Below are 23,476 nucleotides of genomic sequence, written 5' to 3' on the forward strand. Positions count from 1 at the left end.
AGCAGGACGACGGCAAAAAGACGAGCGGTCATAGCTGTCTCCTTGAAAAGAGGGCACTGGCGAGCGCGAGCGGCACCGCGATCCAGCAGACCAAGGCCAGCACGAGGATCGGCGCGTCGAGGCTTGCGTCGGCGGCGAGGCCGGACATGCCGGCGAACATGCTGGCGTCGGCCGATCCGGCGAGGTTCAGCAGCCGGTAAACATCCGCCGGGTTCAGCAAGAGCAGCGCGTTGAGCACCCCCGGCGTGATGGCCGCCCCCTGATCCACGACCAACGCGCCCAAAAGGATCATGTCGTAGACCAGCGCGAAAAGCAGCCACAGACCAACGGCCATGCCCGCCGCGACACCCCGTTCGCGAGCGAGTGCGCTGACCGCGTAGCCGATGGCGAGGAACGCCGCGCCGAGCCCGATCGAGTTGGCGATCATCCGGGCGAAGGCGCCCCAACCGTCCCCAAGACCTCCGGCGAAGGCGCCGAGGGCGAGTCCCGCCGCGCCGTAGCCGATGGTCGTCGCGACCGCGAGGATGACGAGGTGACCCAGGAACTTGCCCAGGACGATCTGCCAGCGCGCGACCGGATAGCTGAGAAGCAGCAGAAGCGTTCCCCGCTCGGCCTCGCCCACCACCGCATCGTGTGACAGCAGCAGCGCGATCAGCGGGACGAGGAAGATGGTCAGGCTGGACAGGCTGACGACCATTACCTCAAGCGGGCTTGCGCCCGTCGATCCGGTGGGAGCACTTCCCAGGAAGGACAGTGCGAGCGCGAGGATACCGAGCAGCAGGGTGATCGCAACGATCCAGCGATTGCGAAGGCCCTCCCGGATCTCCTTGGCGGCGACGGCAGCGACAGTCATTGGTCTCCTCCACGCAGGAAGTGGGCGTAAAGGTCATCCAGCGACGGCGGCGTGATTTCCATGTCCTCGACCGCGGATCCGGCTGCAGCCAGTCGGCGGATGACCTCCATTTTCTTGGTTTCCGGGCAGGTCAGGTCGATGATTCCTGCCCCGCGCGCCACGTGGGTCTCGGGCGGCAAAGCGGCCTCGACCTCCGGCCAGCCGCCGTCGGCACGCACGCGCATGCGCACGGGTAGCTCGGCGATCTGGCGCAGCTCGGCGATGGTGCCGTCTGCCAGCAGTTGCCCCCGGTGCATGATCAGCACCCGTTCGGCCCGCTGCTCGAGCTCGCCAAGCGCGTGGGACGACAGCAGGACCGTCGCACCGCGGCCGCGAAGCGTCTGCACCGTCTCGTAAAAACTGAGCCGGAGCGACGGGTCGAGGCCCGTGGTAGGCTCGTCCAGGAACAGCAGGCGCGGATTCCCAAGCAGCGCCTGCGCAAGCCCCAGCCGCTGGCGCATACCCTTGGAATAGGTGCCGACCCGGCGGTCGGCAGCGTCCTCGAGCCCGACCTTGGCGAGCACCTCGCGCAGGTCGCCCCGGACGCTTTTCAGGCGCGCGTAGAATCGGAGCAGCTCGTGCGCAGTGAGGGACGGATTGAAGGCCACATTCTCAGGCAGGAATCCGATCTCGCGCCGCGCACCGAAGTCACGGCCGGGATTCTGCCCGAGGATCGCAAGCGAGCCGGCGCTCGGCCGGATCAGGCCCAGCATCAGCTTCATCAGCGTGGTCTTGCCCGCGCCGTTGTGGCCGACGAGCGCCACGGTCTGCCCGGGAAGGAGCGAAAAGGACACGTCCTCGACCGCAGTGTGGCGCCCGAAGCGCCGTGTGACGCCGGAAAGGGCGACGGTGGGATCAGCCATCTGCGGGCTCCATCAGGGGGTGCATCAGCGGGGCGCTGTCGCCGCCCGGCTGCAGGGCCGGCAGCTGGGATTGGGCCCAGCGGATCGTCTGGACGGCGGGGCTGGTCACCAGCACCTTCGCCATCGGGTTGCGCCAGAGTACCTGGTCGATCACGTCGTTCGGCCGGTAGGGCTGGTCTGCAATACCGTCGCCGTCGAGATCGAAGGCAGCGTTGTCGCTCCAGTAGTTGCCCTGCCCCTCGGCGGACCAGTCGACGAACTTCGTGCCGACATACTTCACCTGCGTGCGGTTCCCGACGAAGGCGTTGCCGCTGATCGTGTTGTCCTCGGACCCGGCGGTGAAGTGGATGCCGATCTCGCACCCTTCGAAGCTGTTGCGGCGAAGCTCGTTGAAATTGGCGTTGTAGATGAAGACGCACTTCTCGCCGCCGTCACGGACGCTGTTGCCCCTGACGTCCGAGTAGTTCGCGTAATTCAGCAGGAAGCCGTGATCGCGATCCCCGTCCGAGACGTTGTCGTGAACCTGCAACCGGTGCGAGAACATCAACGCGAAGCCCACGTCGTTGCCGGTCGAGACGTTGCCTTCGACGATGCTGTCGTTGGTATACATGTAGTGGACGGCGAACCGCAGGTCGCGCATCCGGTTGTTGCGAAAGACGTTGTCCTTGCTGGTATTGACGAAAATGCCGTCGCGTCCAAAGCGGATGTCGTTTTCCTCGATCACGGCACCCGGCGCGTTCCAGACCGAGATGCCGCTGCCAAGCTCGGCCGCGGGACGGTCGGTCATGCCGATGACCGTGTTGCCGCGCGCCACCGCATCGGGGGCACCCATCAGGTAGATGCCGAAGAGGTTCCCCTCGAGGCGGTTGTCCTCGATCACGGCGCCCGTCGCGGTCTGGGCGACGAAGATGCCCGAGTCTTCCTCGGCGATGTCGGTTCCCGAGCCGCGCACCGTCAGGCCCCGCACCGTGGCGCCCGGCGCCGAGACCGTGATGACGCTCCCCTCGTCCGTGCCTTCGACCACCGCGCCCTCGGCTCCGATGAGCGACAGATCGGCGTCGATCGCGAGGGGGCCGTCGTGGCGGCCGGGCTCCAGCCGGATCACGTCGCCCGAGGCGGCGGCATCGAGGATCGGTTGAACGGGCGTGCCCGGCGCGACCGCATGTTCGGCCGCAAAGGCGGTGCCGGCGCAAAGCGCCAGCACCAGGGCAACGGTATGCCGCACCATCCGCATCACGTCGCCCGAGGCTCGACGATCATGCGGCCCTTCATCTCCATGTGGAGAGCGTGGCAGAACCACGGGCAGTAGTACCAGTAGACGCCCGCCCGGTCGGCAGTGAAGGTCACGGACGCGGTCTGCTGGGCGCTCACCTCCATGTTGACGCCATAGTTCACAATGCAGAAGCCGTGGCTGACATCCTCGACCTCGTCCATGTTGGTGACGAACACCGTGACCTCGTCGCCCTCCTGCACCGTGAAGTCGTTCAGGCTGAAGGTCGGCGCGACCGAGTACATGTAGACGCGGACCTTGTTGCCGTCGCGGACCACGTCCGCCGCGGATTCGAGGTCGATGCCGTCCTCTTCGGCCTGGCGCCGCGCATCCGCAAAGAACGGGTCGTTGCGGTCCCAGATGTGGACCGGGTTGACCTTGGAGCGATGGATGATCGTGGCGTCGTGCGGCTCGGCGAAGGTGGGGTTGTCGTGCACGATCCGCATCTCGTCGCCCGAGATGTCGATCAGCTGGTCGTTCTCCGGCTTGAGCGGCCCGACATTCAGGAAGCGGTCCTTCGAGAACTTGTTCAGGGAGATCAGCCACTGCCCGTCGGCCTCCTTGGTCTGGCCCATGGACGAGTGGTTGTGACCCGGCTGGTACTGCACGTCGAGCTTCTGGATGATCGGGTCGACATCCTCGCCGGCATAGAGACGCTTGGCGTCCTCGATGTTCCACTTCACGACCTGACTGTCGATGAACAGCGTCGTATAGGCGTTTCCTCGCCCGTCATAGGCGGTGTGGAGCGGACCGAGGCCCAGCTGCGGCTCGGCGACGACCGTGTCGCGCGGCTCGATCTCGTCGTTGAAGAGCGCGTCGAACTTGGTCACGTCGAATACGGTGCAGGTGGGCGACAGCTTGCCGTTGACGACAACGTGGACGCCGTCGGGCGCGGTGTTGATGCCGTGCGGGCTGTTCGACACCGGCACGTAGCGCGTATAGCGAGACCCGTGCTTGCCATCGAGAACCGGCGCGCCGTTGATCATCTTGGCTTCGCCGTTGGCGACCGCCTGTTCGATCCGGGCAAGGTCGAAGATCACGATCCAGTCCTGCTCGGACGACATCATGTCGGGAAGCGTCAGGCCCTCTTCCGAGTTGTAGCACGTCGCGAAGGCGTACTTGCCCTGGTAGTCGGCGTCGACGTTGTCGAGGTTGCCGTCGACCAGCACCTGCCAGGCGACCTTCATCTCGTCGCCGTCGATGGCGCTGAAGACGCACTGGTAGCTGTCGGGCTCGAGTTGCGAGCCGTCATTGGTCAGCGGGACGCGGTCCTCGCCATTGGCGAAGACGTAACCGGTGCGCGGATACTTCTGCACCCGCAGCCCGTGGACGGTGTGCTGGTTGGGCAGCTCGATGATCTTGTCGGTCTTCATCACGTCGCAGCGGATCCGCGCGACGCGGGTGTTGGCCTTGTCGTTGATGAAGACGTAGCGCCCGTCATAGGTGCCATCGGTGAACGACATGTGCGGATGGTGCGTGTCGCCGTTGTGGTAGGTTTGGAGGCCACGCGCCGCGAGAAACTCCTTGGTCTCGGGCAGCAGGCCCTCGGTCAGGACCTTGAGGCTTTCGTTGGTCTGGCCCCAGCCGGTGGCGCTGTCGCGGTTGAAGACGGGAATGCGCATCAGCTCGCGCATCGAGGGCAGGCCCGCGATGCGAACCTCGCCCGACTGTCCGCCAGAGACGAAGACGTAGTATTCGTCCAGTTCCCCCGGCGCGATTTCGGCGCGGCCAGAGGCGCTGCCTTGCGCGCGCGCCGGGCCTGCGGCCATGCCGCTGAAGGCGCCGACGCCCGCTGCGCCGGCAAAGCCTGCGATCGCGGCCGAAGTGCCAAGAAGCTGGCGGCGGTTCGGTCCCCGGTGTTCGTTGTCGGCCATGGTGGTCTCCTTACCTAGGCTGGTTTTGTGGTGTTGGGGTGTCCCTGCGTCACCGCAGTGCGGGCCGCAGAGGGCTTGAGTTGGGGCGGTGTGCTTCCCGAGCGGCGCTGGTCCTTCTCGCGGCGCAGGCGCTTCTGGATCATCGACGGGCAGCGATGCTCGTCCCAGAAAAGGTCCTGGCAATGCATGCACCAGATGCACTCGTTCGGGTTGATGTGCCCGTCCGGGTGGATGCACTGCACCGGGCATTCCTTGGCACAGCGCTGGCAGGGCGAGCCGCACTCCTTGTGCCGCTTGAGCCACGGGAAGAACATCGCGAGGCGGGACGGGATCGCCAGCGCGGCCCCCAGCGGGCAGAGGTAGCGACAGAAGAACCGCTCGATGAACAGCCCCATCCCCAGAAGCAGCAGCGCGTAGAGCACGAAGGGCCAGGCGCGCCAGAACTTCAGCGTGATGGCCGTCTTGAACGGTTCGACCTCGGCCCCGACCTCGGCCATCGCGACGGAATAGAGCGACAGGCCGAAGAGCCCGAGGAAGATGATGTACTTGATCGGCCAGAGACGCTCGTTCAGGCCCCAAGGCACATTGATCTGCGGGATCTTCAGTGCGCGGGCAGCATTGTTCAGCAGCTCTTGCAGCGCGCCGAACGGGCAGAGCCATCCACAAAACGGACCCCTGCCCCAGAACAAGATCCCGCCAGCGACCGACACCCAGAAGATGAAGATCAGCGGCGCGGACAGGAAATAGGTCCAGCTGAACCCGGTGAGCAGCGAATTGGCGAAAGTCAGCACGTTGACGACCGACAGCTGCGCATTTGCGATCCAGCCGATCCAGACCAGCGTGAAGGCGAGGAACCCGCGCCGGACCCAGACAAAGAGCCGGTAGCGCTTCACCAGAGCGTCCTGAAAGAAGAAGATCGCGGTAAGCACTCCGATCGCGGCCAGGGCGATCGATATCTTGCCCGTATTCGCGCGCCACATCCGCACCCAGAGCGGCTCGCCCAGTTCCCCGGTCAGCGCCTCGGCCTCGCCCTGCTGCGGGCCATCCGCGACAGGCGCCGCGGGCACGTCGGGCTCGGCCGCGGGGGTCGTTGCGATATACTGCTCCGGCGGAGCGTAGGTGACGCCGAAGGTCGTGAACGCCTTGTCGAGAGGCCCGGTCGCCCGCTGCACGAGAAGCTGCAGCGTCCAGGGCTCGGTCGGCTCGAATCCGTAGTCAGCCGGGATGCGGAAGAGGCTGACCTCTGGGAATTCCGGCGCGCCTTCGGCCGCGACGTCGCCGAGGCGAGTGTGATCGCGGTCACGGAAGCGCAGCGTGTCGACGTCCTGGATCAGTTCGATCCGGTCGAAGATGCCGCCCCGGACATAGCCCGAGCCCTTGAAGGAATAGCGCCCCTCGCCCATCACCACGATCGCATGTTCGCCCGGCTCAAGGCTGTCCATCATCTGCTGGTAGGCGGCCTCGCCCAGCAGCGAGCGGCCGACGGTCGGGATGGTCGCGAGCGCGGTATACAGGTCGATGAAGGGTTCGTCGGGCTCGCCACGTTCGGGCCGCGCGATCGCTTCCTCGTTCCCGCTGCGCTCGAACGCCTCGTTCACGTCGCCCACGCTCAGCGACAGGCGCCGAACGGAGCCGTCTCCCACCAGCGTCTGCCAGTCCCGGATCTCGCTCTGCTCCATGTCGAGGGTGCGTTCCGCCTGCACAACGGGCGCGGCCGCCGCATCGGGCTGCGCCTCGGCCAATCGTCCCTGCCGCACGACCGAGATCCCGGCCCGCAGCACGCTGTCGCCCATGACCAACACCGTGACTGTCGCGCCGCTGACGATATCGACCTGCGGGAGCGGCTGCCGCCCCTCGGCCACCGCCACCACGTCGGTGCCGACAAGCGACGAGATGGCGTCCACGACCCGCTCTTCGGGGATCCCGATCAGCACGATCGGCTCGTGATGCTCCAGCAGCTGAAGACCGGTGATGCGCCCCTCGGGGTCGATCCCGGCGGCAATGTTGATCGGCTTGCCCGAGTACCCGGTCGCGTCCGCAAAGTCGGAGTTCAGGAAGACGAAGCCCAGCACCTCGTCCCCGGCAAGCGCCGGGACGACCGGCGGGCTGCCCGCCGCGTCGCCGAAGCGGTCGGCCCCCGGAACCACGGTGGCGGGGTCGATCTGGTCGAGGAATTCGGGAAGTCTATCCGCCGCGGACGCAGGCGTCATCATCGAGGCGAGACCGGCGACGACGAGGCCCAGCACCAGGCGCAAGCCTATTATGTGGGCAACTCCGTGTCGCGAACCGATCATCCCGTACCTCAACTTCCAAGCCGTTTGGCTGCGAGGCACCGAGCCAAGCCCGACTGCACCTATCGTGACGCTTCAGGCTGCTCTTTGATCTTCCTCAATAATCAGCGACTTTCTTGACGAGGCGCCGTTACAGAGTTTGGGGTTGTGAGACTCGCCTCAAAACGCGACTTTGCCGATTGCAAAGGGAGTGAGCAGATGAGCCGGTTGCACGCGGAACCGATGAGCACTGTCAGGACTGTGCCCGATCTCCACGCACTGGCCAGCGGCATGGCAAGCCAGGCGGTCGCTCTCTACAGCGACCTCGGCGCCCGGATGGCAGAATTCGGGAACGAGAATGCGCGGGAGGCGTTCAAGCGCGTCGAGGCACTGCAGCGCGGTCATGCGGGCGAAATCGATCCTGCGCCTTCAGACCTGCCCGAGGTCTTCCGTGACGAAGGCCTGCGCGACCTGCGTCTCGTCACGCCCTACCGCGCCTTTGCACTGGCTGTTCGCAACGAGGAGCGCGCCTTTGCCTTCTGGTCCTACATGAGCGCCCACGCCACGAACCCTGCGGTGAAGGAAGAGGCGGAACGCCTTGCGCTGGAAGAGATGGACCACGTGAAGGCGCTTCGGTCAGAGCGTCGCCGCGCATATCAATCGAGCTCTGATCCCGCGTTGGAGCGGCTGCGCATCGCCTCCCTTCCCGAACTACGGGCCGAGGCTGCACGCCGTGAAGCCGACCTGGCAGATCTGCACGGACGGATCGCCGAAGCGCTCCGCGCCGCTGGTGACGAACACGCGGAACGCATCGCAGCGATCGCGCGTGAAGAGCACGAGAGCGCCAAGGCTCTGGGCGGCGCCGAGGACGCGCAGGCCGAACCCGTGGCGCTTCCGGATGATCCTCAGGAGCTGCGCTCGCTCGCAATCGCGCAGCTCGAGATTGCCGTGGAGGTCTATCTATACGCGGCAGAGTGGTCTGGGCGCGAGGATGTCGTTTCCGAGGCGCAGGCCTTGGCCGATCAATCGCTCCGCCGCCTCGCGCGGTTGCGCTAGTCAGCTTTCCGCAAGCGCTCGCAGTCCTTCCAGATCGCGGACCAGAACGCGCTGCCGCCCACGCCCCACAAGACCCTGTGCTTCCCACCCGGTCAGGGTGCGGCTCACCGTATGCAGACAGGTGCCGGCCATCTCGGCCAGGTCCTGCCGCGAGATCGGAAAGCCAACCTTCAGCCCCTCGGGCACACGTTCCCCCGCCTCTTCGATCAGAAGGACGAGGGTGTGCGCCAGTCGGTGCTCTACATTCTCGGTGGACAACTCCCGCAGGCGGGTCTGCAGCTGCTCGTAGCGCCGGCCGAGCACCGAAAGGGCATTGCCCGCCAGCACCGGGTTCGCTCGGATCTGGTTGCGGATGACTGGCCCGTCCCAATGGGCGGCGCGAACGGAATGCACCGCCATCGCCGTCAGCAGGTACTGGGGCGAGTCGGCCAGCACGGGAAAACCGGCAAGCTCGCCCGCGCCCACGTAGCGGATCAGGACCTGCTGGCCGTCCTCGGTGCACTGGGTCAGCCGCACCCTTCCGCCGAATACGGCGAACAGCTTGGTGGCCGGCGCGCCTTGATCGAACAGCGTTTCGCCCGCTGCGAACGTCTCGCCGACGGATGCGTCATAGGCGGCTGCAATTGCCTCGGCCCCTGCCCCGGCGAAAAGCTCGTTCGCGGCCAGGATCTGCATGTTGGTTCGTCGGTCCATCGCTCTCTCCTCTTTGGATGTGCTGACCGCATAAACCGCCAAACCGAACCGTTACTTGCCCCGCAGCAAAGAAGGACGAGTCCGTTCCTGCCAGAACGGGATCAGCGCGAGACCAAGGCGGTCTCGCCAAGCGAGGAAAGGATAAGGCGATGAAAGGCCAACGCCTCCTGATGACAGCAAGCGCGATGGTCCTGGCGACAATTGCCGGAGCCGCGCTGGCCGACACGGCCGCTGACGTGGCCCCGACGGCAGAGCCTGTCGCCGACATCGTCCGCGCGCCCGACGACCTCCCGCGGCCGCTGGCCGCCCGTGGCCCCGAGCACGTGGTGGTGAATATCGAGACGGTCGAAGTCACGGGACAACTCGCCGACGGTGCAACCTATCGCTACTGGACCTACAACGAGAAGGTCCCCGGCCCGCTGATCCGCGTTCGCGTCGGCGACACCGTTGAGGTCAACCTGAGCAACGACGAGAACAGCTGGTTCCCGCACAATATCGACCTGCACGCGGTGACCGGCCCCGGTGGCGGCGGCGAGATGACGATGACGCAACCCGGCGAAAGCAACGCCTTCACCTTCAAGGCGCTGAAGCCCGGCCTCTATGTCTATCACTGCGCCACGCCGATGGTCGCGGACCACATCCAGAGCGGCATGTACGGGATGATCCTGGTGGAACCCGAAGGCGGGCTGCCGCCGGTCGACCGCGAGTTCTACGTGATGCAGGGAGAGATCTACACCGAGCAGGCATTCGGCACCCAAGGGGAACACAGCACCGACTATGACAAGCTGCTGAACGAAACGCCCGAATACTACGTCTTCAACGGTGCCGCCTACGGCCTGAAGGACAAGACCTTGAACGCCGAGGTCGGCGAGACGGTGCGCATCTACTTCGGGGTGGGCGGCCCCAACAAAACCTCTTCCTTCCACGTGATCGGAGAGATCTTCGACGCGGTCTATCCGCTCGGCAGCCTGAACAGCGAGGTCGTGACAGATGCCCAGACCGTGACTGTGGCGCCGGGTGGCGCGACGGCGGTGGACCTGACGCTCGAGGTGCCTGGGAACTACGTCCTGGTCGACCACGTGCTCAGCCGGGTCGAGCGTGGTCTGGCAGGCATCCTGCACGTCGAGGGTGCCGAACAGCCTGAGATATTCGGCCCCGCTCAGAGGACGCTGGAAACGGCCGACGCACGTTGAGGCCAAATTCAGAAGCAAGAGGCCGGTCGCCCCGGGGCGGCCGGATTGCGTATGGGCCTTCTTGCGAAGGCCTCAACTCGACCGCGTGAGGATGAAGCCCGCGGCCCCCCCGAGGCACAGCGCCTGCACCACCAGGACCACTGGCTTCACCCCCAGAACAACGCTGGCGATGAAAGTCAGCGCCATGACGCTGCAGGCTGCCACCTTCGCCCGCCGCGAAATCGCGCCACGCGCTTTCCAGTCGCGGAGCGGCGGCCCGAACACCCGGTGCGCCACGATCCTGTCACGGAACTGCGTCGAGCCCCGTCCAAAGGCGAAGGCGGCCAGAAGCACCAGCGGCGTCGTCGGCAAGAGCGGCAGGATGACCCCCAGTCCCGCCAGCGCGAGCGCGGCAAAACCGGCCGTGTTCCACAACAGGCGGATCAACGCCCGCTCCTTCGGGGGGACGGGCTTCACCTTGCTCCCCGTTGCACGGACCAGCTATCCTCGCTGCGATCCATTCAGACGACGCCCAGAAGCCGCATCGCCTCGGCAACCCTGACGAAGCCCGCGATGTTGGCACCAAGCGCGTAGTTGGACGGTGCACCGTACTCTTCGGCGGTTTCGGCGCAAAGGTCGTGGATGTTGCACATGATCTGGGCGAGCCGCTCGTCGGTTTGCTGAAACGTCCAGCTGTCACGAGACGCGTTTTGCTGCATCTCGAGAGCGGAGGTCGCCACGCCGCCGGCATTCACGGCCTTGCCCGGTGCGAAAAGGACGTCCGCCTCCTGGAACACCTCCACCGCTTCCGGTGTGCAGGGCATATTGGCACCTTCGCCCACTGCCTCGACGCCGTTCTTCACCAAGGCACGCGCGTCCTTTCCCGACAGCTCGTTCTGCGTGGCCGAGGGCATTGCGATGTCACACTCAACCTCCCAGATCGAGCCATCCTGCGCATAACGCGTATCTCCGCCCTTGCGATCGGCGTATTCCCAGATCCGCCCTCGCCGTCCCAACTTGATCTCCTTCACGAGGTCGAGGTCGATGCCGTCTTCGTCGACCACGCAGCCCCCTGAGTCCGAGCACGCGACGACGGTGCCGCCAAACGCGATCACCTTCTCCATCGCGTGGATCGCGACATTGCCCGAGCCGGAGATGATCACTCGCTTGCCATCGAACCCCGAGCCCTGCGTTTCCAGCATGCGCTGGACGAAATATGCAGCCCCATAGCCAGTCGCCTCGGTCCGTGCACACGAACCGCCGAAAGGAAGACTTTTACCGGTCATGACACCCGCGTCGTATCGGTTGGTTAGGCGCTTGTATTGGCCAAACATGTAGCCGATCTCACGCTCGCCGACGCCGATATCGCCCGCCGGCACGTCCGTGTCGTGCCCGAGGTGGCGGTGCAGCTCTGTCATATAGGACTGGCAGAAGCGCATGATCTCGTGGTCCGAACGGCCATGCGGATCGAAATCCGCGCCTCCCTTGCCGCCGCCGATCGGCAGCCCCGTCAGGGCGTTCTTGAAGATCTGCTCAAAGCCAAGGAACTTCACGATCCCCAGGTTGACCGATGGATGAAACCGAAGACCTCCCTTGTAGGGGCCAAGTGCCGAATTGAACTGCACGCGGAAACCGCGGTTGATCTGCACCTGGTTCTGATCGTCGACCCAGGGCACCCGAAAGATGATCTGGCGTTCGGGCTCGCACAGCCGCTCGATCAGCGCATCCTCGGCATAGACGGGATTCTTGGCAACGACCGGGCCAAGACTCTCCATCACCTCGCGCACGGCCTGGTGGAATTCCTCTTCGCCGGCGTTGCGGCGCAGCACCTCGTTCAGGATCGGCTCCAGCTTCTCATCGATCTGCGTCATCACGTTCAGCCCCTTGGTTCAGGGACATGAATAGCGCGCCACGCCCGTCGGTCACGCAGCCGGCAGGTCAGCGAAGGTTCGGAACAGCGCCCGGAACGGCTTGTTCTGCGTCCTGCACCGCCATGAACAGCGAACGCGCGATACGCTCGGCCCGCTCGATCACGTGGGCGGCTCCGTCGGGGCTGCAGACCTCGTGCGCGGTCTCCCGGAACAGCTTTAACCAGCGTTCGAAATCGCTCCAGGTCACCGGCAGGCTTGCATGCTTCGGCACCGGCGCACCGTGGTAGCGTCCGGTCATGAGGGCGACCGACGACCAGAACGCGACCATCCGCTCCAGGTGCGGCTCCCAGTCGTCGATGCGGGCGGCAAAGATCGGACCAAGAACCGCATCGGCGCGAACCCTGCCATAGAAGCGGTGAACCAGCTCGGTCAGCAGAGCTTCGTTCAACCCCGTGCGGTCCATCAGTTCAGCCGTAACGGCAGGGCGGGCCGAGAGCGGGGGCGTCGTGGCAGCTTGGCTCATGAAGGGCCTCGTCAGATCGATGTTGCGCGAGCGCAGGCATAGCAATAGGTATCGGATATACCTATTCATCGCGGTTGGAAAGCGACATGCGCCTGACGGCATTCACGGATTTCGGATTGCGCGCGCTGATGAGGATGGCGAGCGCCCCCGACCGCCCGTTCTCCACCACCGAGCTGGCGCAGGAATTCGACCTTTCGCGCAATCACCTCGCCAAGATCATGCAGCGGCTCGCGCGGAGCGGCATCGTCGCGACACGCCGCGGCGGCGGCGGCGGGGCAATGCTGGCCCGTGCGCCCGAAACGATCCGGTTGGGCGAAGTCGTACGCGTTCTGGAGCAGGAGAGCGCACTCGTGCAATGCTTCGCCCCAGGCGGCGACTGCACCATCGCTGGACGCTGTCGGTTGAAGGGGCGGTTGCGCGCCGCAGAAGCCGCATTTCTGGCCGATCTCGACAGAGCGACCCTGGCCGACATCGCACTTCCCGCACCGGCGTCGGACGCCGCTTGAGCCGCAGGATGCGGCATGACAGCAGACAGGAGCACGATATGGCCGAAGTTTCAGTCTCGTCCGAAGGTTTCGTCGTGGATGCGAAATTGATCGGGGACGCTTTCGATCTGGATGCCGCAACCGTCCCCGAACGCCTGCGGGCCGGCGAGATCACCAGTCGCTGCGAGACCGGCGTCGCAGAGGATGCCGGACGGTGGCGCTTGACCTTCTACCACGGCGGCCGCGCCCTGCGCCTGACGGTGGACGCAAGCGGCACCGTTGTGTCGCGCGCCAGGTTCGCCGCTCACGCGCCGCAGCCAGCCGCGCCGTTTCCGTAGGTTCAGCCGACCGTTGCTCATATCATGATCCCTAAGCTGCTCGACGCAACGAACAGGCCCGGGATTTGGAACCCGCCGCACCCGCTGCGTGCGTGCTCCGAGCGGCGGGGCCGCGGACGCCAGTGGTTCGACACTGATGGAAACTCGCACTTTCGCCTGTAGAGGACGTTTCGCGTCGCTCCTGAGGCAGCCCGAGCGCTTGCGGGAACGTGCGGCTCGACTCAAATACCGCGGAAGATCCGCGACTCGCCGATCATCTTTTCGAGTGCCGAGATGCGGTCGGCGCTCGAGTCCGTGAGCCGGCTTTGAGCGTCGGCGATTAGCGCCTCGACCAACAGGTTGATCGCAAGTGTGGAGTCCCAGCTTGACGGCACCTCGACAGCTGCGCGGAAGCAGACGGTCGCGTGCCGCTCGATCGGCGAGCCCCAGATGTCGGTGAAGAGCAGGATGGTGACCCCCTGCGCGACGGCGAGGCCCGCGAGCTTCTCCAGCTCCTTCTCGTAGCGCCGGATGTCGAAGATCACGAGGACGGACCGCGCCCCCATGTCGAGCAGCGACTGCGGCCAGACGCTGGACGAGCTGTCCATCAGGAACACCCGCGGCCGGATGATCTGCATGTGGTTGAAGAAGTAATGCGCGTTCGACCGCGTGATCCGGCCGCCCATGAAATGCAGCTCGCGCTCGGGGTCGGACAGAATCGCCGCGGCGCGGTCGAAATCCGCGAGGTCGAGCCGGTCGAGCGTCCGGCTGATGTTGCCCATCGCCCCCGGCACAAAGCGCGAGACGATGTGGTCGCGCGGCGCGTCGTTCTGTTTGGGATCTAGCTTCGCCAGCGGCTGCTTGATCCGCGCGGCGATGTCGTCGCGGATCGCGTCCTGCAAATCGCCGAACCCGTCGAAACCCAGCTTGCGCGCCAGCCGGATGACCGTGGGCGTCGACACCTGCGCGCTATCCGCAAGACGCGTGATGGACTGAAGCCCCGCGACCATCGAGTTGTCGATCAGCACGGCCGTCAGCTTGCGCTCGGCCGCGGTCAGGTCGGCCTCCTTCTCCTTCAGAAGATCGCGGACAAGGGGGCGGTTGCTCACGCGTGGTTCCTTTCACTACATCCTCCTGGACGGTGTAGAGAAGCTTACAGAAAAAATGTTGACACACCAAGAAGCGATGTAGTGATGATTACAAAGGGACGATGACGGGGGTGCGGGGATGGAAGCGGACGACTGGACAGCGGTGCGTGTCAGCGGCACTGACCGCTCGGCCCCCCTGGTCATCGCCTGCGAGCACGCCGCGCGCCACATCCCTGCAGAACTGACAGCCCTTGGCCTCGACGAGGTGGCGCTGAACTCTCACGCAGCGTGGGACATCGGCGCGGCCCATGTGGCGCGCTGCCTTGGCACGCTTCTCGATGCGCCGGTGGTGGAATCCGCGATCTCGCGGCTGGTATATGACTGCAATCGTCCTCCCTCGGCGCCGGACGCCATCCCGGAACGCAGCGAGATCTTCGACATTCCAGGCAATCTTTCCCTGCACGATGCGGCCCGAATGGATCGTTTCACGCGGGTGCACGAGCCCTTCCACGCGGCGCTGGCCGAGACCTGTAGCCAGCAGGAAGAAAGGGCGGGCCGGCCGATTGCGTTGGTGACCGTCCACAGCTTCACGCCCGTCTATCTGGGTGCGCCGCGAAACGTCGAGATCGGGTTCCTGCACGACACCGACCCCGAACTGGCAGAGGCAGCCCTCGCCGCCGAGCAGGCGCGTGGCACCTGGCGAACAGAGTTGAACGCGCCCTACTCGGCCGCCGACGGCGTCACCCACACGCTGGCCCGCCACGCCGCAAGGCGCCCGGCCGTGATGATCGAAATCCGCAACGACCTGATCGCCGACGACGACGCGGGCTACAGGATGGCCCAGCACCTGGCCAACACGCTCCGGACCGCGCTTTCGAAGCTGGATGCAGCACGGGGTGCGGCGGAATGAAGCTGTTGCGAGCCTATGTCGCGGTGGTCGACCGCATGAACTACGGCCTTGGCCGCGTGGTGATGTTCGGGATCTTTGCGCTGATGGGCGTCCTGATGTGGTCGACCATCTCTAAGGTGTTCTTCAATCCATCGCTCTGGACACTCGAGATGGCACAATTCGTGATGGTCGCGTATTTCGTGCTGGGCGGCCCCTACGCGGTGCAGATGGGATCGCATGTGCGCATGGACCTGATCTATGGTGCACTGAAGCCCCGGCGGAAGGCGATGCTGGATGCCGCGACGGTCTTCATCCTGATTGTCTACCTGGGCATCCTGCTCTGGGGCGGGATCGACAGCACCCGGTACTCTTTCCAGTACGGAGGCGAGCGCAGTTCATCGGCGTGGAGGCCCTATCTCTGGCCGATCAAGGTGACGATCTGCCTGGGCATCTTCCTGATGCTCCTCCAGGCGCTCAGCGAACTCGCGAAGGACATCCTGTTCCTGCGCACCGGCCACCCCCTGCGCCACCAGAACGAGGAGCAGGGCGATGCCCTATGAGCTGATCGCCGTCCTGATGTTCTCGACCATGATGGTGATGCTGTTCACCGGACAGCGCGTCTTCGGCGCCATCGGCTTCGTCGCTGTGATCGCGGCCGTACTGCTCTGGGGAGACCGCGGCGGCTACGACCTGGGCTTCTCGGCGATCATCAAGGTGATGCGGTGGTATCCCCTGCTGACGCTGCCGATGTTCATCTTCATGGGCTATGTGCTGTCGGAATCGAAGATCGCCGACGACCTCTACCGGATGTTCCACGTCTGGACGGGCGGGATGCCGGGCGGCCTCGCGATGGGGACGATTGGATTGATGGTCCTGATCTCGGCCATGAACGGGCTATCGGTTGCCGGGATGGCGATCGGCGCGACCATCGCGCTGCCGGAACTTCTGAAGCGGAACTACGACAAGCTGATGGTCACGGGGGTGATTCAGGCGGGATCGTCGCTAGGCATACTCGTGCCGCCGTCGGTGGTGCTGGTTCTTTATGCGATGATCGCGCGGCAGCCCGTGGGCCAGCTCTGGCTGGCGGGCGCGATACCGGGGCTGATGATGGCGGTGATGTTCATCATCTATATCTGGGTTCGCTGCCGGATCAATCCGGCGCTGGGGCCGACGCTGACCGATGACGAGCGTGCCGGGATCACCCGCGCCGATAAGATGCGGCTGCTCTGGGCCGGCCTGCTGCCCATCGCGATCTTCGCCGTGATGATGGTGCCTTTCGTCAACGGGTGGACGAGTCTGGTCGAAAGCTCGGCCATCGGCGCAATCGCCGCCTTCGTCGCAGCGGTGCTGAAGGGCCGGATGACGCGGGCCGTGTTCGAGACGACGATCCGCCAGACCCTTGGCATCACCTGCATGTTCATGTGGATCATCACCGCCGCCCTCGCATTCGGCGCCGTCTTCGACGGGCTGGGGGCCGTCCGCGCGATCGAGAACCTCTTCACAGAGCAGCTCGGCCTCGACCCGTGGGTGATCCTGATCCTGATGCAGCTGAGCTTCCTGGTGATGGGCACGTTCCTCGACGACACGGCCATGCTGGTCATCGTCGCGCCGCTCTACGTGCCGCTGGTGGGCGACCTGGGCTTCGACCTCGTGTGGTACGGCGTGCTCTACACGATCACCTGTCAGATCGCGTACATGACGCCACCCTTTGGCTACAACCTGTTCCTGATGCGGGCCATGGCCCCACCCGAGATCGGCTTGCGCGACATCTACCGCTCCATCGTGCCCTTTGTCTTCGTCATGATCGCGGCACTCGCGATGGTGATGATCTTCCCGCAGATCGCGCTGTGGCTGCCGAACACCGTCTACGGCCTCTGAAGGCCCAATCGAGCCGGGCAAACCGGCCTTCCATCAACAGAGGAGACCAAGAGAAATGACCACAAGACGCAAGTTCCTCCACGGCGCGGCGCTTGCCGCACCAGCAGCACTGGCCGCGCCCTCGATCGCCCGCGCGCAGGAGCCGATCCGCTGGCGCTTCCAGACCTACGCCGGGGCGACGCTGGGTGAGCAGGTGACGAAGCCCATCATCGACTACATCAACGCCGCTTCGAATGGTGAGATGGAGATCGAACTATATTACGCCGACCAGATCGTCCCCACGGGCGAACTGTTCCAGGCGCTTCAGCGCGGCACCATCGACGGCGTGCATTCCGACGACGACTCGATGGCCTCGCCCACGCCGCTGCGCATGTTCGGCGGCTACTTCCCCTTCGCCACGAAGCACATCCTCGACGTGCCGGTGCTCTTCAACCAGTACGGCCTGGCCGAGATCTGGGACAAGGAATACTCCAAGGTCGGCGTGAAGTGGCTCTCGGCCGCGGGCCAGGACCCCTGCAACTTCAACACCACGAAAGAGATCACCAGCGTCGGCGACCTCGAGGGCCTGCGCCTGTATACGTTCCCGACCGCCGGCCGCTTCCTGTCGCGCTTTGGCGTGGTGCCGGTGAACATCCCCTACGAGGATGCCGAGGTCGCCGTGCAGACCGGCGAGCTTGACGACATGGCCTGGTCCGGCATCACCGAGGATTACACCGTCGGCTGGGCGGACGTGACCGACTACTTCCTGACCAACAACATCTCGGGCGCCTGGATCGGGTCGTTCTTCGTGAATCAAGAACGCTGGGAAGAGCTGCCCGATCACCTCAAGCAACTCGTCATGGCAGGGATCGAGGCGGGCCACACCTACCGCAACCAGTGGTATTGGGGCGGCGAGGCGGCCTTGCGTGCCAATGGCGACAAGCTCGAACTGCGCACCGTGCCGGCCGAGGAATGGGCGCAGGTTGAAGACGCCGCCAAGGAGTTCTGGAACGAGGTCGCCGAGGAAGGCGATGTCCACCAGAAGGTCGTGTCGATCTTCCGCGACTACAACGAAACCATCAATCAGGCGGGCCCGCCCTACACGTTCTGAGCCGCGACCCCCGGGGCGGTCCCTTACGGGGCCGCCCGCTTCTTCGACGACCAAGGAAAGCCTGCACATGCCCGGAAACCTCACATTCGACGCCCTGAAGCAGAAGGCCGCCACCGGCGAGATCGACACGGTTCTCGCGGCGATCGTGGACATGCAGGGGCGGCTGATGGGCAAGCGGCTCCACGTGTCGAACTTCCTCGACCATGCTCACGAGGAAACGCACTGCTGCAACTATCTGCTGGCCACCGACCTCCTGATGGCAACGCCCGAGGGCTATGGCTCGAGCAGCTGGCAGACGGGCTACGGCGACTATGTGATGAAGCCCGACCTGACGACCCTGCGCACCTTGCCCTGGCTCGACGCGACGGTGCTGGTCCTTTGCGACGTGATCGACCACGACACCCACGCGCCGGTCGCCCATGCGCCGCGCGAAATGCTGAAGCGCCAGGTGGCGCGGCTGGCCGAACTCGGGTTCGAGGCGTCGATGGCGACCGAGATCGAGTTCTTCCTGTTCCAGGGCGATTATCGCGAGCTTCAGAAGCGCAAGTACAGGGACCTTGTGCCCTTCAACGGGTTCAACGAGGACTACAACCTGTTCCAGACGACCAAGGAAGAAGGCGTGATGCGCCCCCTGCGCAACCACCTTTTCGCGGCAGGGATCCCCGTCGAAGGCACGAAGGGCGAGGCCGAGACGGGCCAGCAGGAGCTGAATATCCGCTATGGGCCTGCGCTCGACTGTGCCGACCACCACACCATCGCCAAGCACGCGACGAAAGAGATCGCGTGGATGAACGACTGCTCGGCCACGTTCCTGCCGAAATGGGCGGCGGACAAGGTCGGCTCGTCCAGTCACGTCCACCTTTCGCTCTGGCGGGACGGGGCGCCAGCGTTCTTCGACGAAGGCGCGACGCACGGCATGTCCGACGTCATGCGCCATTTCACGGCAGGGCTTCTGGCCTACGTGCGGGACTACACGTTCTTCCTTGCGCCGTACGTCAACAGCTACAAGCGCTTTGCGCCTGGCACCTTCGCGCCCACCAAGGCCGTCTGGTCGGTGGACAACCGCACCGCGGCCTTCCGGCTCTGCGGCGAGGGCACGACGGGCGTGCGCATCGAATGCCGGATCGGCGGCTCTGACATGAACCCCTACCTTGCCCAGGCCGCCCTGCTCGCGGCCGGTATCCGCGGTATCGAAGAGGAGCTTGCGCTCGACCCGCCCCACAAGGGGGACGCCTATGCGGGCGACGGCGTGGCCGAGATCCCGCGCAGCCTGCGGGACGCGATCGGGACCTTGCGCAACTCGGCGATGCTACGTGCGGCCTTCGGCGACGAGGTCGTTGATCATTACGTCCGGTGTGGTGAATGGGAGCAGGAAGAGTTCGACCGCGCGGTGACCGATTGGGAACTCATTCGCGGGTTTGAGGGGGCCTGACCATGACCAAACTGAAGTGCATTTCGCCGATCGACGGATCGATCTTCGCAGAGCGAGAGACGCTTTCGCTTGAGGCGTGCGCCGAAGCCGCCGCACGCGCGTGCACCGCGCAGGTCGACTGGGGCGCGCGGTCGATCCGCGAACGCGCCGACCTTGTCCTCGCCGGCATCGAGGCGGTCGGCGCGATGAACGACGAGATCGTGCCCGAGCTTGCCCGCATGATGGGCCGGCCCGTGCGCTACGGCGGCGAATTCCGCGGCTTCTCCGAACGCGGCAATCATATGGCCGACATAGCCGAAGAGACTCTCGCCGATATCGAGGTCGGAGACGATGCCACTGCGCGGCGCTATATCCGCCGCCTGCCTTGGGGCCTCGTCTTTGTCGTGGCGCCCTGGAACTACCCGTGGATGACGGCCATCAACACCGTGGCGCCCGCCCTGATCGCCGGCAACACGGTCATGCTGAAACACGCGACGCAGACGCTTCTGGTGGGCGAGCGCATGGCCCGCGCCTTCCACTCGGTCGGCATCCCCGAGGGCGTGTTTCAGAACGTGTTTCTCGACCATGACACGACCCACTCGCTCATCGCCGGGCGCCACGTCGACTTCGTGAACTTCACCGGGTCTGTCGGCGGGGGACAGGCGATGGAGCGCGCCGCCGCCGGGACGTTTGTGCCGGTCGCCACCGAACTCGGCGGCAAGGACGCGGGCTATGTCCTCGATGACGCGGATCTCGACGCGGCGGTGGACGGGCTGATGGACGGCGCGATGTTCAATGCCGGCCAGTGCTGCTGCGGGATCGAACGGATCTACGTGCACGAAAGCCTCTATGACGCCTTCGTCGAAAAGGCCGTGGCTTGGGTAAAGGCGCTCAAGCTCGGCAACCCGCTCGACCCCGGCACGACGATCGGGCCGATGGCGCATGCCCGCTTCGCCCGCACCGTGCGCGACCAGATCGACGCCGCCGTCGCGGCCGGAGCGACCGCGCACATCCCGACCGATCCGGCCGACGATGGCGGCGCCTATATGACGCCGCAGGTCCTGACGGGCGTCACCCACGAAATGGAGGTGATGCGCGAGGAGAGCTTCGGCCCCGTGGTCGGCATCATCCCGGTGAAGGACGATGACGAGGCGGTGCGATTGATCAACGACAGCCGCTTCGGCCTCACCGCCAGCCTCTGGACCGCCGACCTTGATCGCGCGGCCCGGCTTGGCGACCGGATCGAGACCGGAACGATCTTCATGAACAGGGCCGACTACCTCGACCCCGCGCTTTGCTGGACCGGCTGCAAGGATACCGGCCGCGGCGCCGGGTTGTCGATCCTGGGCCTGCAGGCCCTGACCCGCCCGAAATCCTATTATCTTAAGAAGGCCACCTCATGAGCCCTACCGGCAACTGGTCCTATCCCAACGCGATCCGCTTCGGCGCCGGACGACTTGCTGAACTGCCCGACGCCTGCCGCGCCGCCAAGATCACCCGCCCCCTGCTCGTCACGGATCGCGGTCTTGCCCCGCTCGAGATCACGAAGCGCGCGCTCGACCTGCTCGAAGGTGCGGGGCTTGGCCGGGCGCTCTTTGCCGAGGTGGACCCGAACCCGAACGAGAAGAACCTCTGCGCCGGGGTCGAGGCCTATCGTGCGGGCGATCATGACGGCGTGGTCGCCTTCGGCGGCGGCTCGGGACTGGACCTCGGCAAAATGGTCGCCTTCATGTGTGGCCAGTCCGGGTCGGTGTGGGACTATGAGGATGTCGGCGACTGGTGGATGCGCGCGAATGCGGACGCCATCGCGCCCATCGTGGCCGTGCCCACCACGGCCGGAACGGGGTCCGAGGTGGGACGGGCCAGCGTCATCACCAATTCCGAGACGCATGAGAAGAAGATCATCTTCCATCCCAAGGTGCTGCCCACGGTCGTCATCGCCGACCCCGAACTGACGGTCGGGATGCCGAAGGCGATCACCGCAGGCACGGGCCTCGACGCGTTCGCCCACTGCGTCGAGGCTTTCTCGTCCCCGCACTACCACCCGATGAGCCAGGGTATCGCGCTGGAAGGCATGCGGCTGGTGATCGACAACCTGCCCCGCGCCTACGACACGCCCGGCGACATCGAAGCGCGGGCGAACATGATGTCAGCCGCCGCCATGGGTGCTGTGGCCTTCCAGAAAGGCCTGGGCGCCATCCACGCGATGAGCCACCCGATCGGCGCGGTCTTCAACACCCATCACGGCACGACGAACGCGGTCTGCATGCCGGCTGTGCTCGCCCTCAATGCCCCGGCAATCCGCGACAGGTTCGACCGCGCCTCGCCATACCTGGGCATCTCCGGCGGCTTCGACGGGTTCCGCACCTTCGTGAGCGAGTTCAACGACCGCTTCGGCATCCCCCGCTCGCTCGGCGACATGGGTGTGTCCGAGGCACGGATGGACGACATGGTGGAGATGGCGCTCCGCGACCCGTCCTGCGGCGGCAATCCCGTCCCGCTCACGGTAGAGAACCTTCGGGGGCTGTTTCAGGCAGCCCTCTGACCGGCAAGGGACGTGCCACGGCCCGACGCGCGCCTATGTCAGAGGCGATGAGCGGTCTGACCCTGTGGCACGTCCCCTTTTCCCGTTCGACCCGCACGCTCTGGCTGCTGGAGGAGATCGGCTGCCCCTATCGACTTGAGACGCTGTCAGCGCCCAACGATCTGGACGGGGCGCTGCATCCGGACCGCCCACCCGCGCTCCGCGACGGCGTTGTGACGATGCACGAGACCGGCGCAATGGCCGAGTGGCTTTGTGAGACACGCGCGCGGCATCTGTGGCGGGCGCCGGGCGCTGCGGGCCGGATCGGCTGGCTGGACTGGCTGCACTTCGCCGAGACGCTGGTCCAGCACGTCGCGCGGCGGACGGAGACGGGGGCCGCTGACCGCTTGTCTGTCTCGCTTGGCCTTCTGGAAGAGTGGCTGGACGGAGCCGAATGGCTGCTCAGCGAATTCTCCGGTGCCGACTGCCAGATCGGCTATTCCGTCTGGGCCGCCGCCCAAGTGATGCCGCTGAATGACCACCCGTCGCTGACTGCCTACTTTGCGCGATGCGTCGCGCGACCAGCGTTCCGGTTGGCTTTCGACGGCCACGAAGCTCTCGGCTGATCCTCAACGTACAGGAGACGCAGTGTGACATCGCCCCGCACAATGTGACAAAGGCCGAGCCAGCGATCCGACTTGGCCTTGCTTTTCCTGACGGGTTAGCAAACCCTCGGCTCCGCTGAGGAATGAAGCGCGGAGAAGACTACCGCCTATTCTGCGTCAGCATCGCCCGGATGCGTGGCGATAGACCAGGAGGGTCGAATCCCGACATGCGGACGGAAAGACCACGTCGACAGCCTCGCCATCGAGACCTGCAGGCCCAAAGCCAGCGTCCTTCGGCAAGATATCGAGAGCCCGCGCATCACTGAGGAGCGGGTGAATCCGCGCCAATTGGAAGGGCTCGACTTGCTCATACGGCCATACAGCCTGATCCTGCTCCAGAACCCAAGAGACAACCTTGCCCAAGCGCCCACCCGGCTGGCTGTCTGGTCCGGGAGGCGGGAAGCCCACCTGTACCGTGATCCGGAAGAGGTGCGGGAAGCCCTGCAGATTGAAGTGCGCATAATGCTGAGTCAGCGCACGCGACATTTCATGGGGCTGCATCCCCGACTGCCGATCTGCGTAAGGAGCCTCTGCTGGGGCACATCCGTCAAGCCGGTGTAATGTTCCGGATGGCCTGAGGGCATGATCATGCGGCTTTTGTTGTTATGCTGAGAATGGGGTCGATCTCCTCCTTGTCGATCTGAG

General features: G+C 65.4%; 23 protein-coding genes. 12 read left to right on the plus strand and 11 right to left on the minus strand.

Annotated elements, in window-relative coordinates; translation table 11 throughout:
• Positions 1 to 28 precede the first annotated feature (28 nt).
• Genes ACFDS3_RS13090 through ACFDS3_RS13110 form a run of 5 tightly spaced genes read right to left on the minus strand, consistent with a single transcriptional unit; the run spans position 29 to position 7,193 of the window.
• Positions 29 to 853 carry an ABC transporter permease subunit gene (locus tag ACFDS3_RS13090; RefSeq protein ID WP_375262798.1) on the minus strand — a complete coding sequence of 275 codons (825 nt, stop codon included), beginning with the start codon at positions 851 to 853 and terminating at the stop codon, positions 29 to 31.
• A complete protein-coding gene (locus ACFDS3_RS13095) occupies positions 850 to 1,755 on the minus strand; it encodes an ABC transporter ATP-binding protein (RefSeq protein WP_375262799.1) in 906 nt (301 codons plus the stop codon). The genes ACFDS3_RS13090 and ACFDS3_RS13095 overlap by 4 nt, the downstream gene beginning before the upstream one ends.
• Positions 1,748 to 2,983, minus strand: a complete 1,236-nt coding sequence (locus ACFDS3_RS13100) for a nitrous oxide reductase family maturation protein NosD (protein ID WP_375262800.1) — start codon at positions 2,981 to 2,983, stop codon at positions 1,748 to 1,750. The genes ACFDS3_RS13095 and ACFDS3_RS13100 overlap by 8 nt, the downstream gene beginning before the upstream one ends.
• 5 nt (positions 2,984 to 2,988) lie before the next feature.
• Positions 2,989 to 4,899 (minus strand): TAT-dependent nitrous-oxide reductase, encoded by a 1,911-nt coding sequence (gene nosZ, locus ACFDS3_RS13105; protein ID WP_375262801.1) that lies wholly within the window; start codon positions 4,897 to 4,899, stop codon positions 2,989 to 2,991.
• A 14-nt stretch (positions 4,900 to 4,913) separates the two neighbouring features.
• Positions 4,914 to 7,193, minus strand: coding sequence for a 4Fe-4S binding protein (locus tag ACFDS3_RS13110; protein ID WP_375262802.1), 2,280 nt, complete (start codon positions 7,191 to 7,193; stop codon positions 4,914 to 4,916).
• Between the two features lie 195 nt (positions 7,194 to 7,388).
• Here ACFDS3_RS13110 and ACFDS3_RS13115 point away from each other — a divergent pair, with 195 nt between their 5' ends.
• Positions 7,389 to 8,225, plus strand: coding sequence for a hypothetical protein (locus ACFDS3_RS13115; protein WP_375262803.1), 837 nt, complete (start codon positions 7,389 to 7,391; stop codon positions 8,223 to 8,225).
• Here the strand turns inward: ACFDS3_RS13115 and ACFDS3_RS13120 are convergent, their stop codons facing one another.
• Positions 8,226 to 8,918, minus strand: a complete 693-nt coding sequence (locus tag ACFDS3_RS13120) for a Crp/Fnr family transcriptional regulator (RefSeq protein ID WP_375262804.1) — start codon at positions 8,916 to 8,918, stop codon at positions 8,226 to 8,228.
• A gap of 149 nt (positions 8,919 to 9,067) precedes the next feature.
• Here ACFDS3_RS13120 and nirK point away from each other — a divergent pair, with 149 nt between their 5' ends.
• A complete protein-coding gene (nirK, locus tag ACFDS3_RS13125) occupies positions 9,068 to 10,111 on the plus strand; it encodes a copper-containing nitrite reductase (RefSeq protein ID WP_375262805.1) in 1,044 nt (347 codons plus the stop codon).
• Between the two features lie 72 nt (positions 10,112 to 10,183).
• Here nirK and ACFDS3_RS13130 read toward each other — a convergent pair whose 3' ends face one another.
• From ACFDS3_RS13130 to ACFDS3_RS13140, 3 genes are all read right to left on the minus strand, one after another.
• Positions 10,184 to 10,537 carry a DUF454 family protein gene (locus tag ACFDS3_RS13130; protein WP_375262806.1) on the minus strand — a complete coding sequence of 118 codons (354 nt, stop codon included), beginning with the start codon at positions 10,535 to 10,537 and terminating at the stop codon, positions 10,184 to 10,186.
• A gap of 74 nt (positions 10,538 to 10,611) precedes the next feature.
• Positions 10,612 to 11,961, minus strand: a complete 1,350-nt coding sequence (gene gdhA / locus ACFDS3_RS13135) for an NADP-specific glutamate dehydrogenase (protein ID WP_375262807.1) — start codon at positions 11,959 to 11,961, stop codon at positions 10,612 to 10,614.
• Positions 11,962 to 12,028: 67 nt separating this feature from the next.
• A complete protein-coding gene (locus ACFDS3_RS13140; RefSeq protein ID WP_375262808.1) occupies positions 12,029 to 12,484 on the minus strand; it encodes a group III truncated hemoglobin in 456 nt (151 codons plus the stop codon).
• An 86-nt stretch (positions 12,485 to 12,570) separates the two neighbouring features.
• On the opposite strand from ACFDS3_RS13140, the gene ACFDS3_RS13145 reads away from it, so the two are divergent.
• Together ACFDS3_RS13145 and ACFDS3_RS13150 are read left to right on the plus strand one after the other, a co-directional pair.
• Positions 12,571 to 12,990 (plus strand): RrF2 family transcriptional regulator, encoded by a 420-nt coding sequence (locus tag ACFDS3_RS13145; protein WP_375262809.1) that lies wholly within the window; start codon positions 12,571 to 12,573, stop codon positions 12,988 to 12,990.
• Between the two features lie 38 nt (positions 12,991 to 13,028).
• A complete protein-coding gene (locus ACFDS3_RS13150; RefSeq protein ID WP_375262810.1) occupies positions 13,029 to 13,307 on the plus strand; it encodes a DUF6522 family protein in 279 nt (92 codons plus the stop codon).
• Between the two features lie 221 nt (positions 13,308 to 13,528).
• Here ACFDS3_RS13150 and ACFDS3_RS13155 read toward each other — a convergent pair whose 3' ends face one another.
• Positions 13,529 to 14,395 (minus strand): MurR/RpiR family transcriptional regulator, encoded by an 867-nt coding sequence (locus ACFDS3_RS13155; RefSeq protein WP_375262811.1) that lies wholly within the window; start codon positions 14,393 to 14,395, stop codon positions 13,529 to 13,531.
• A gap of 118 nt (positions 14,396 to 14,513) precedes the next feature.
• Between ACFDS3_RS13155 and ACFDS3_RS13160 the strand changes: the two genes are divergently transcribed.
• From ACFDS3_RS13160 to ACFDS3_RS13195, 8 genes are all read left to right on the plus strand, one after another.
• Positions 14,514 to 15,284 (plus strand): N-formylglutamate amidohydrolase, encoded by a 771-nt coding sequence (locus tag ACFDS3_RS13160; protein ID WP_375262812.1) that lies wholly within the window; start codon positions 14,514 to 14,516, stop codon positions 15,282 to 15,284.
• Positions 15,281 to 15,823, plus strand: coding sequence for a TRAP transporter small permease subunit (locus tag ACFDS3_RS13165; protein WP_375262813.1), 543 nt, complete (start codon positions 15,281 to 15,283; stop codon positions 15,821 to 15,823). Before ACFDS3_RS13160 ends, ACFDS3_RS13165 begins: the two co-directional genes overlap by 4 nt.
• Positions 15,813 to 17,141, plus strand: a complete 1,329-nt coding sequence (locus ACFDS3_RS13170; protein WP_375262814.1) for a TRAP transporter large permease subunit — start codon at positions 15,813 to 15,815, stop codon at positions 17,139 to 17,141. Before ACFDS3_RS13165 ends, ACFDS3_RS13170 begins: the two co-directional genes overlap by 11 nt.
• A gap of 55 nt (positions 17,142 to 17,196) precedes the next feature.
• Positions 17,197 to 18,231 (plus strand): TRAP transporter substrate-binding protein, encoded by a 1,035-nt coding sequence (locus ACFDS3_RS13175; protein ID WP_375262815.1) that lies wholly within the window; start codon positions 17,197 to 17,199, stop codon positions 18,229 to 18,231.
• Between the two features lie 67 nt (positions 18,232 to 18,298).
• On the plus strand, positions 18,299 to 19,663 hold the full coding sequence (locus tag ACFDS3_RS13180; RefSeq protein WP_375262816.1) for a glutamine synthetase family protein: 1,365 nt from the start codon (positions 18,299 to 18,301) through the stop codon (positions 19,661 to 19,663).
• Between the two features lie 2 nt (positions 19,664 to 19,665).
• Positions 19,666 to 21,045: an aldehyde dehydrogenase family protein gene (locus tag ACFDS3_RS13185; protein WP_375262817.1), complete on the plus strand. Its 1,380-nt coding sequence runs from the start codon at positions 19,666 to 19,668 to the stop codon at positions 21,043 to 21,045.
• On the plus strand, positions 21,042 to 22,187 hold the full coding sequence (locus ACFDS3_RS13190; protein ID WP_375262818.1) for an iron-containing alcohol dehydrogenase: 1,146 nt from the start codon (positions 21,042 to 21,044) through the stop codon (positions 22,185 to 22,187). Before ACFDS3_RS13185 ends, ACFDS3_RS13190 begins: the two co-directional genes overlap by 4 nt.
• A gap of 47 nt (positions 22,188 to 22,234) precedes the next feature.
• Positions 22,235 to 22,792 carry a glutathione S-transferase family protein gene (locus ACFDS3_RS13195; RefSeq protein ID WP_375262819.1) on the plus strand — a complete coding sequence of 186 codons (558 nt, stop codon included), beginning with the start codon at positions 22,235 to 22,237 and terminating at the stop codon, positions 22,790 to 22,792.
• Positions 22,793 to 22,948: 156 nt separating this feature from the next.
• On the opposite strand, the gene ACFDS3_RS13200 is transcribed toward ACFDS3_RS13195, so the two are convergent.
• Positions 22,949 to 23,317: a hypothetical protein gene (locus ACFDS3_RS13200; RefSeq protein ID WP_375262820.1), complete on the minus strand. Its 369-nt coding sequence runs from the start codon at positions 23,315 to 23,317 to the stop codon at positions 22,949 to 22,951.
• Positions 23,318 to 23,476: the final 159 nt, after the last annotated feature.

Source organism: Palleronia sp. (genome assembly GCF_042089775.1).
GTDB lineage: Bacteria > Pseudomonadota > Alphaproteobacteria > Rhodobacterales > Rhodobacteraceae > Palleronia.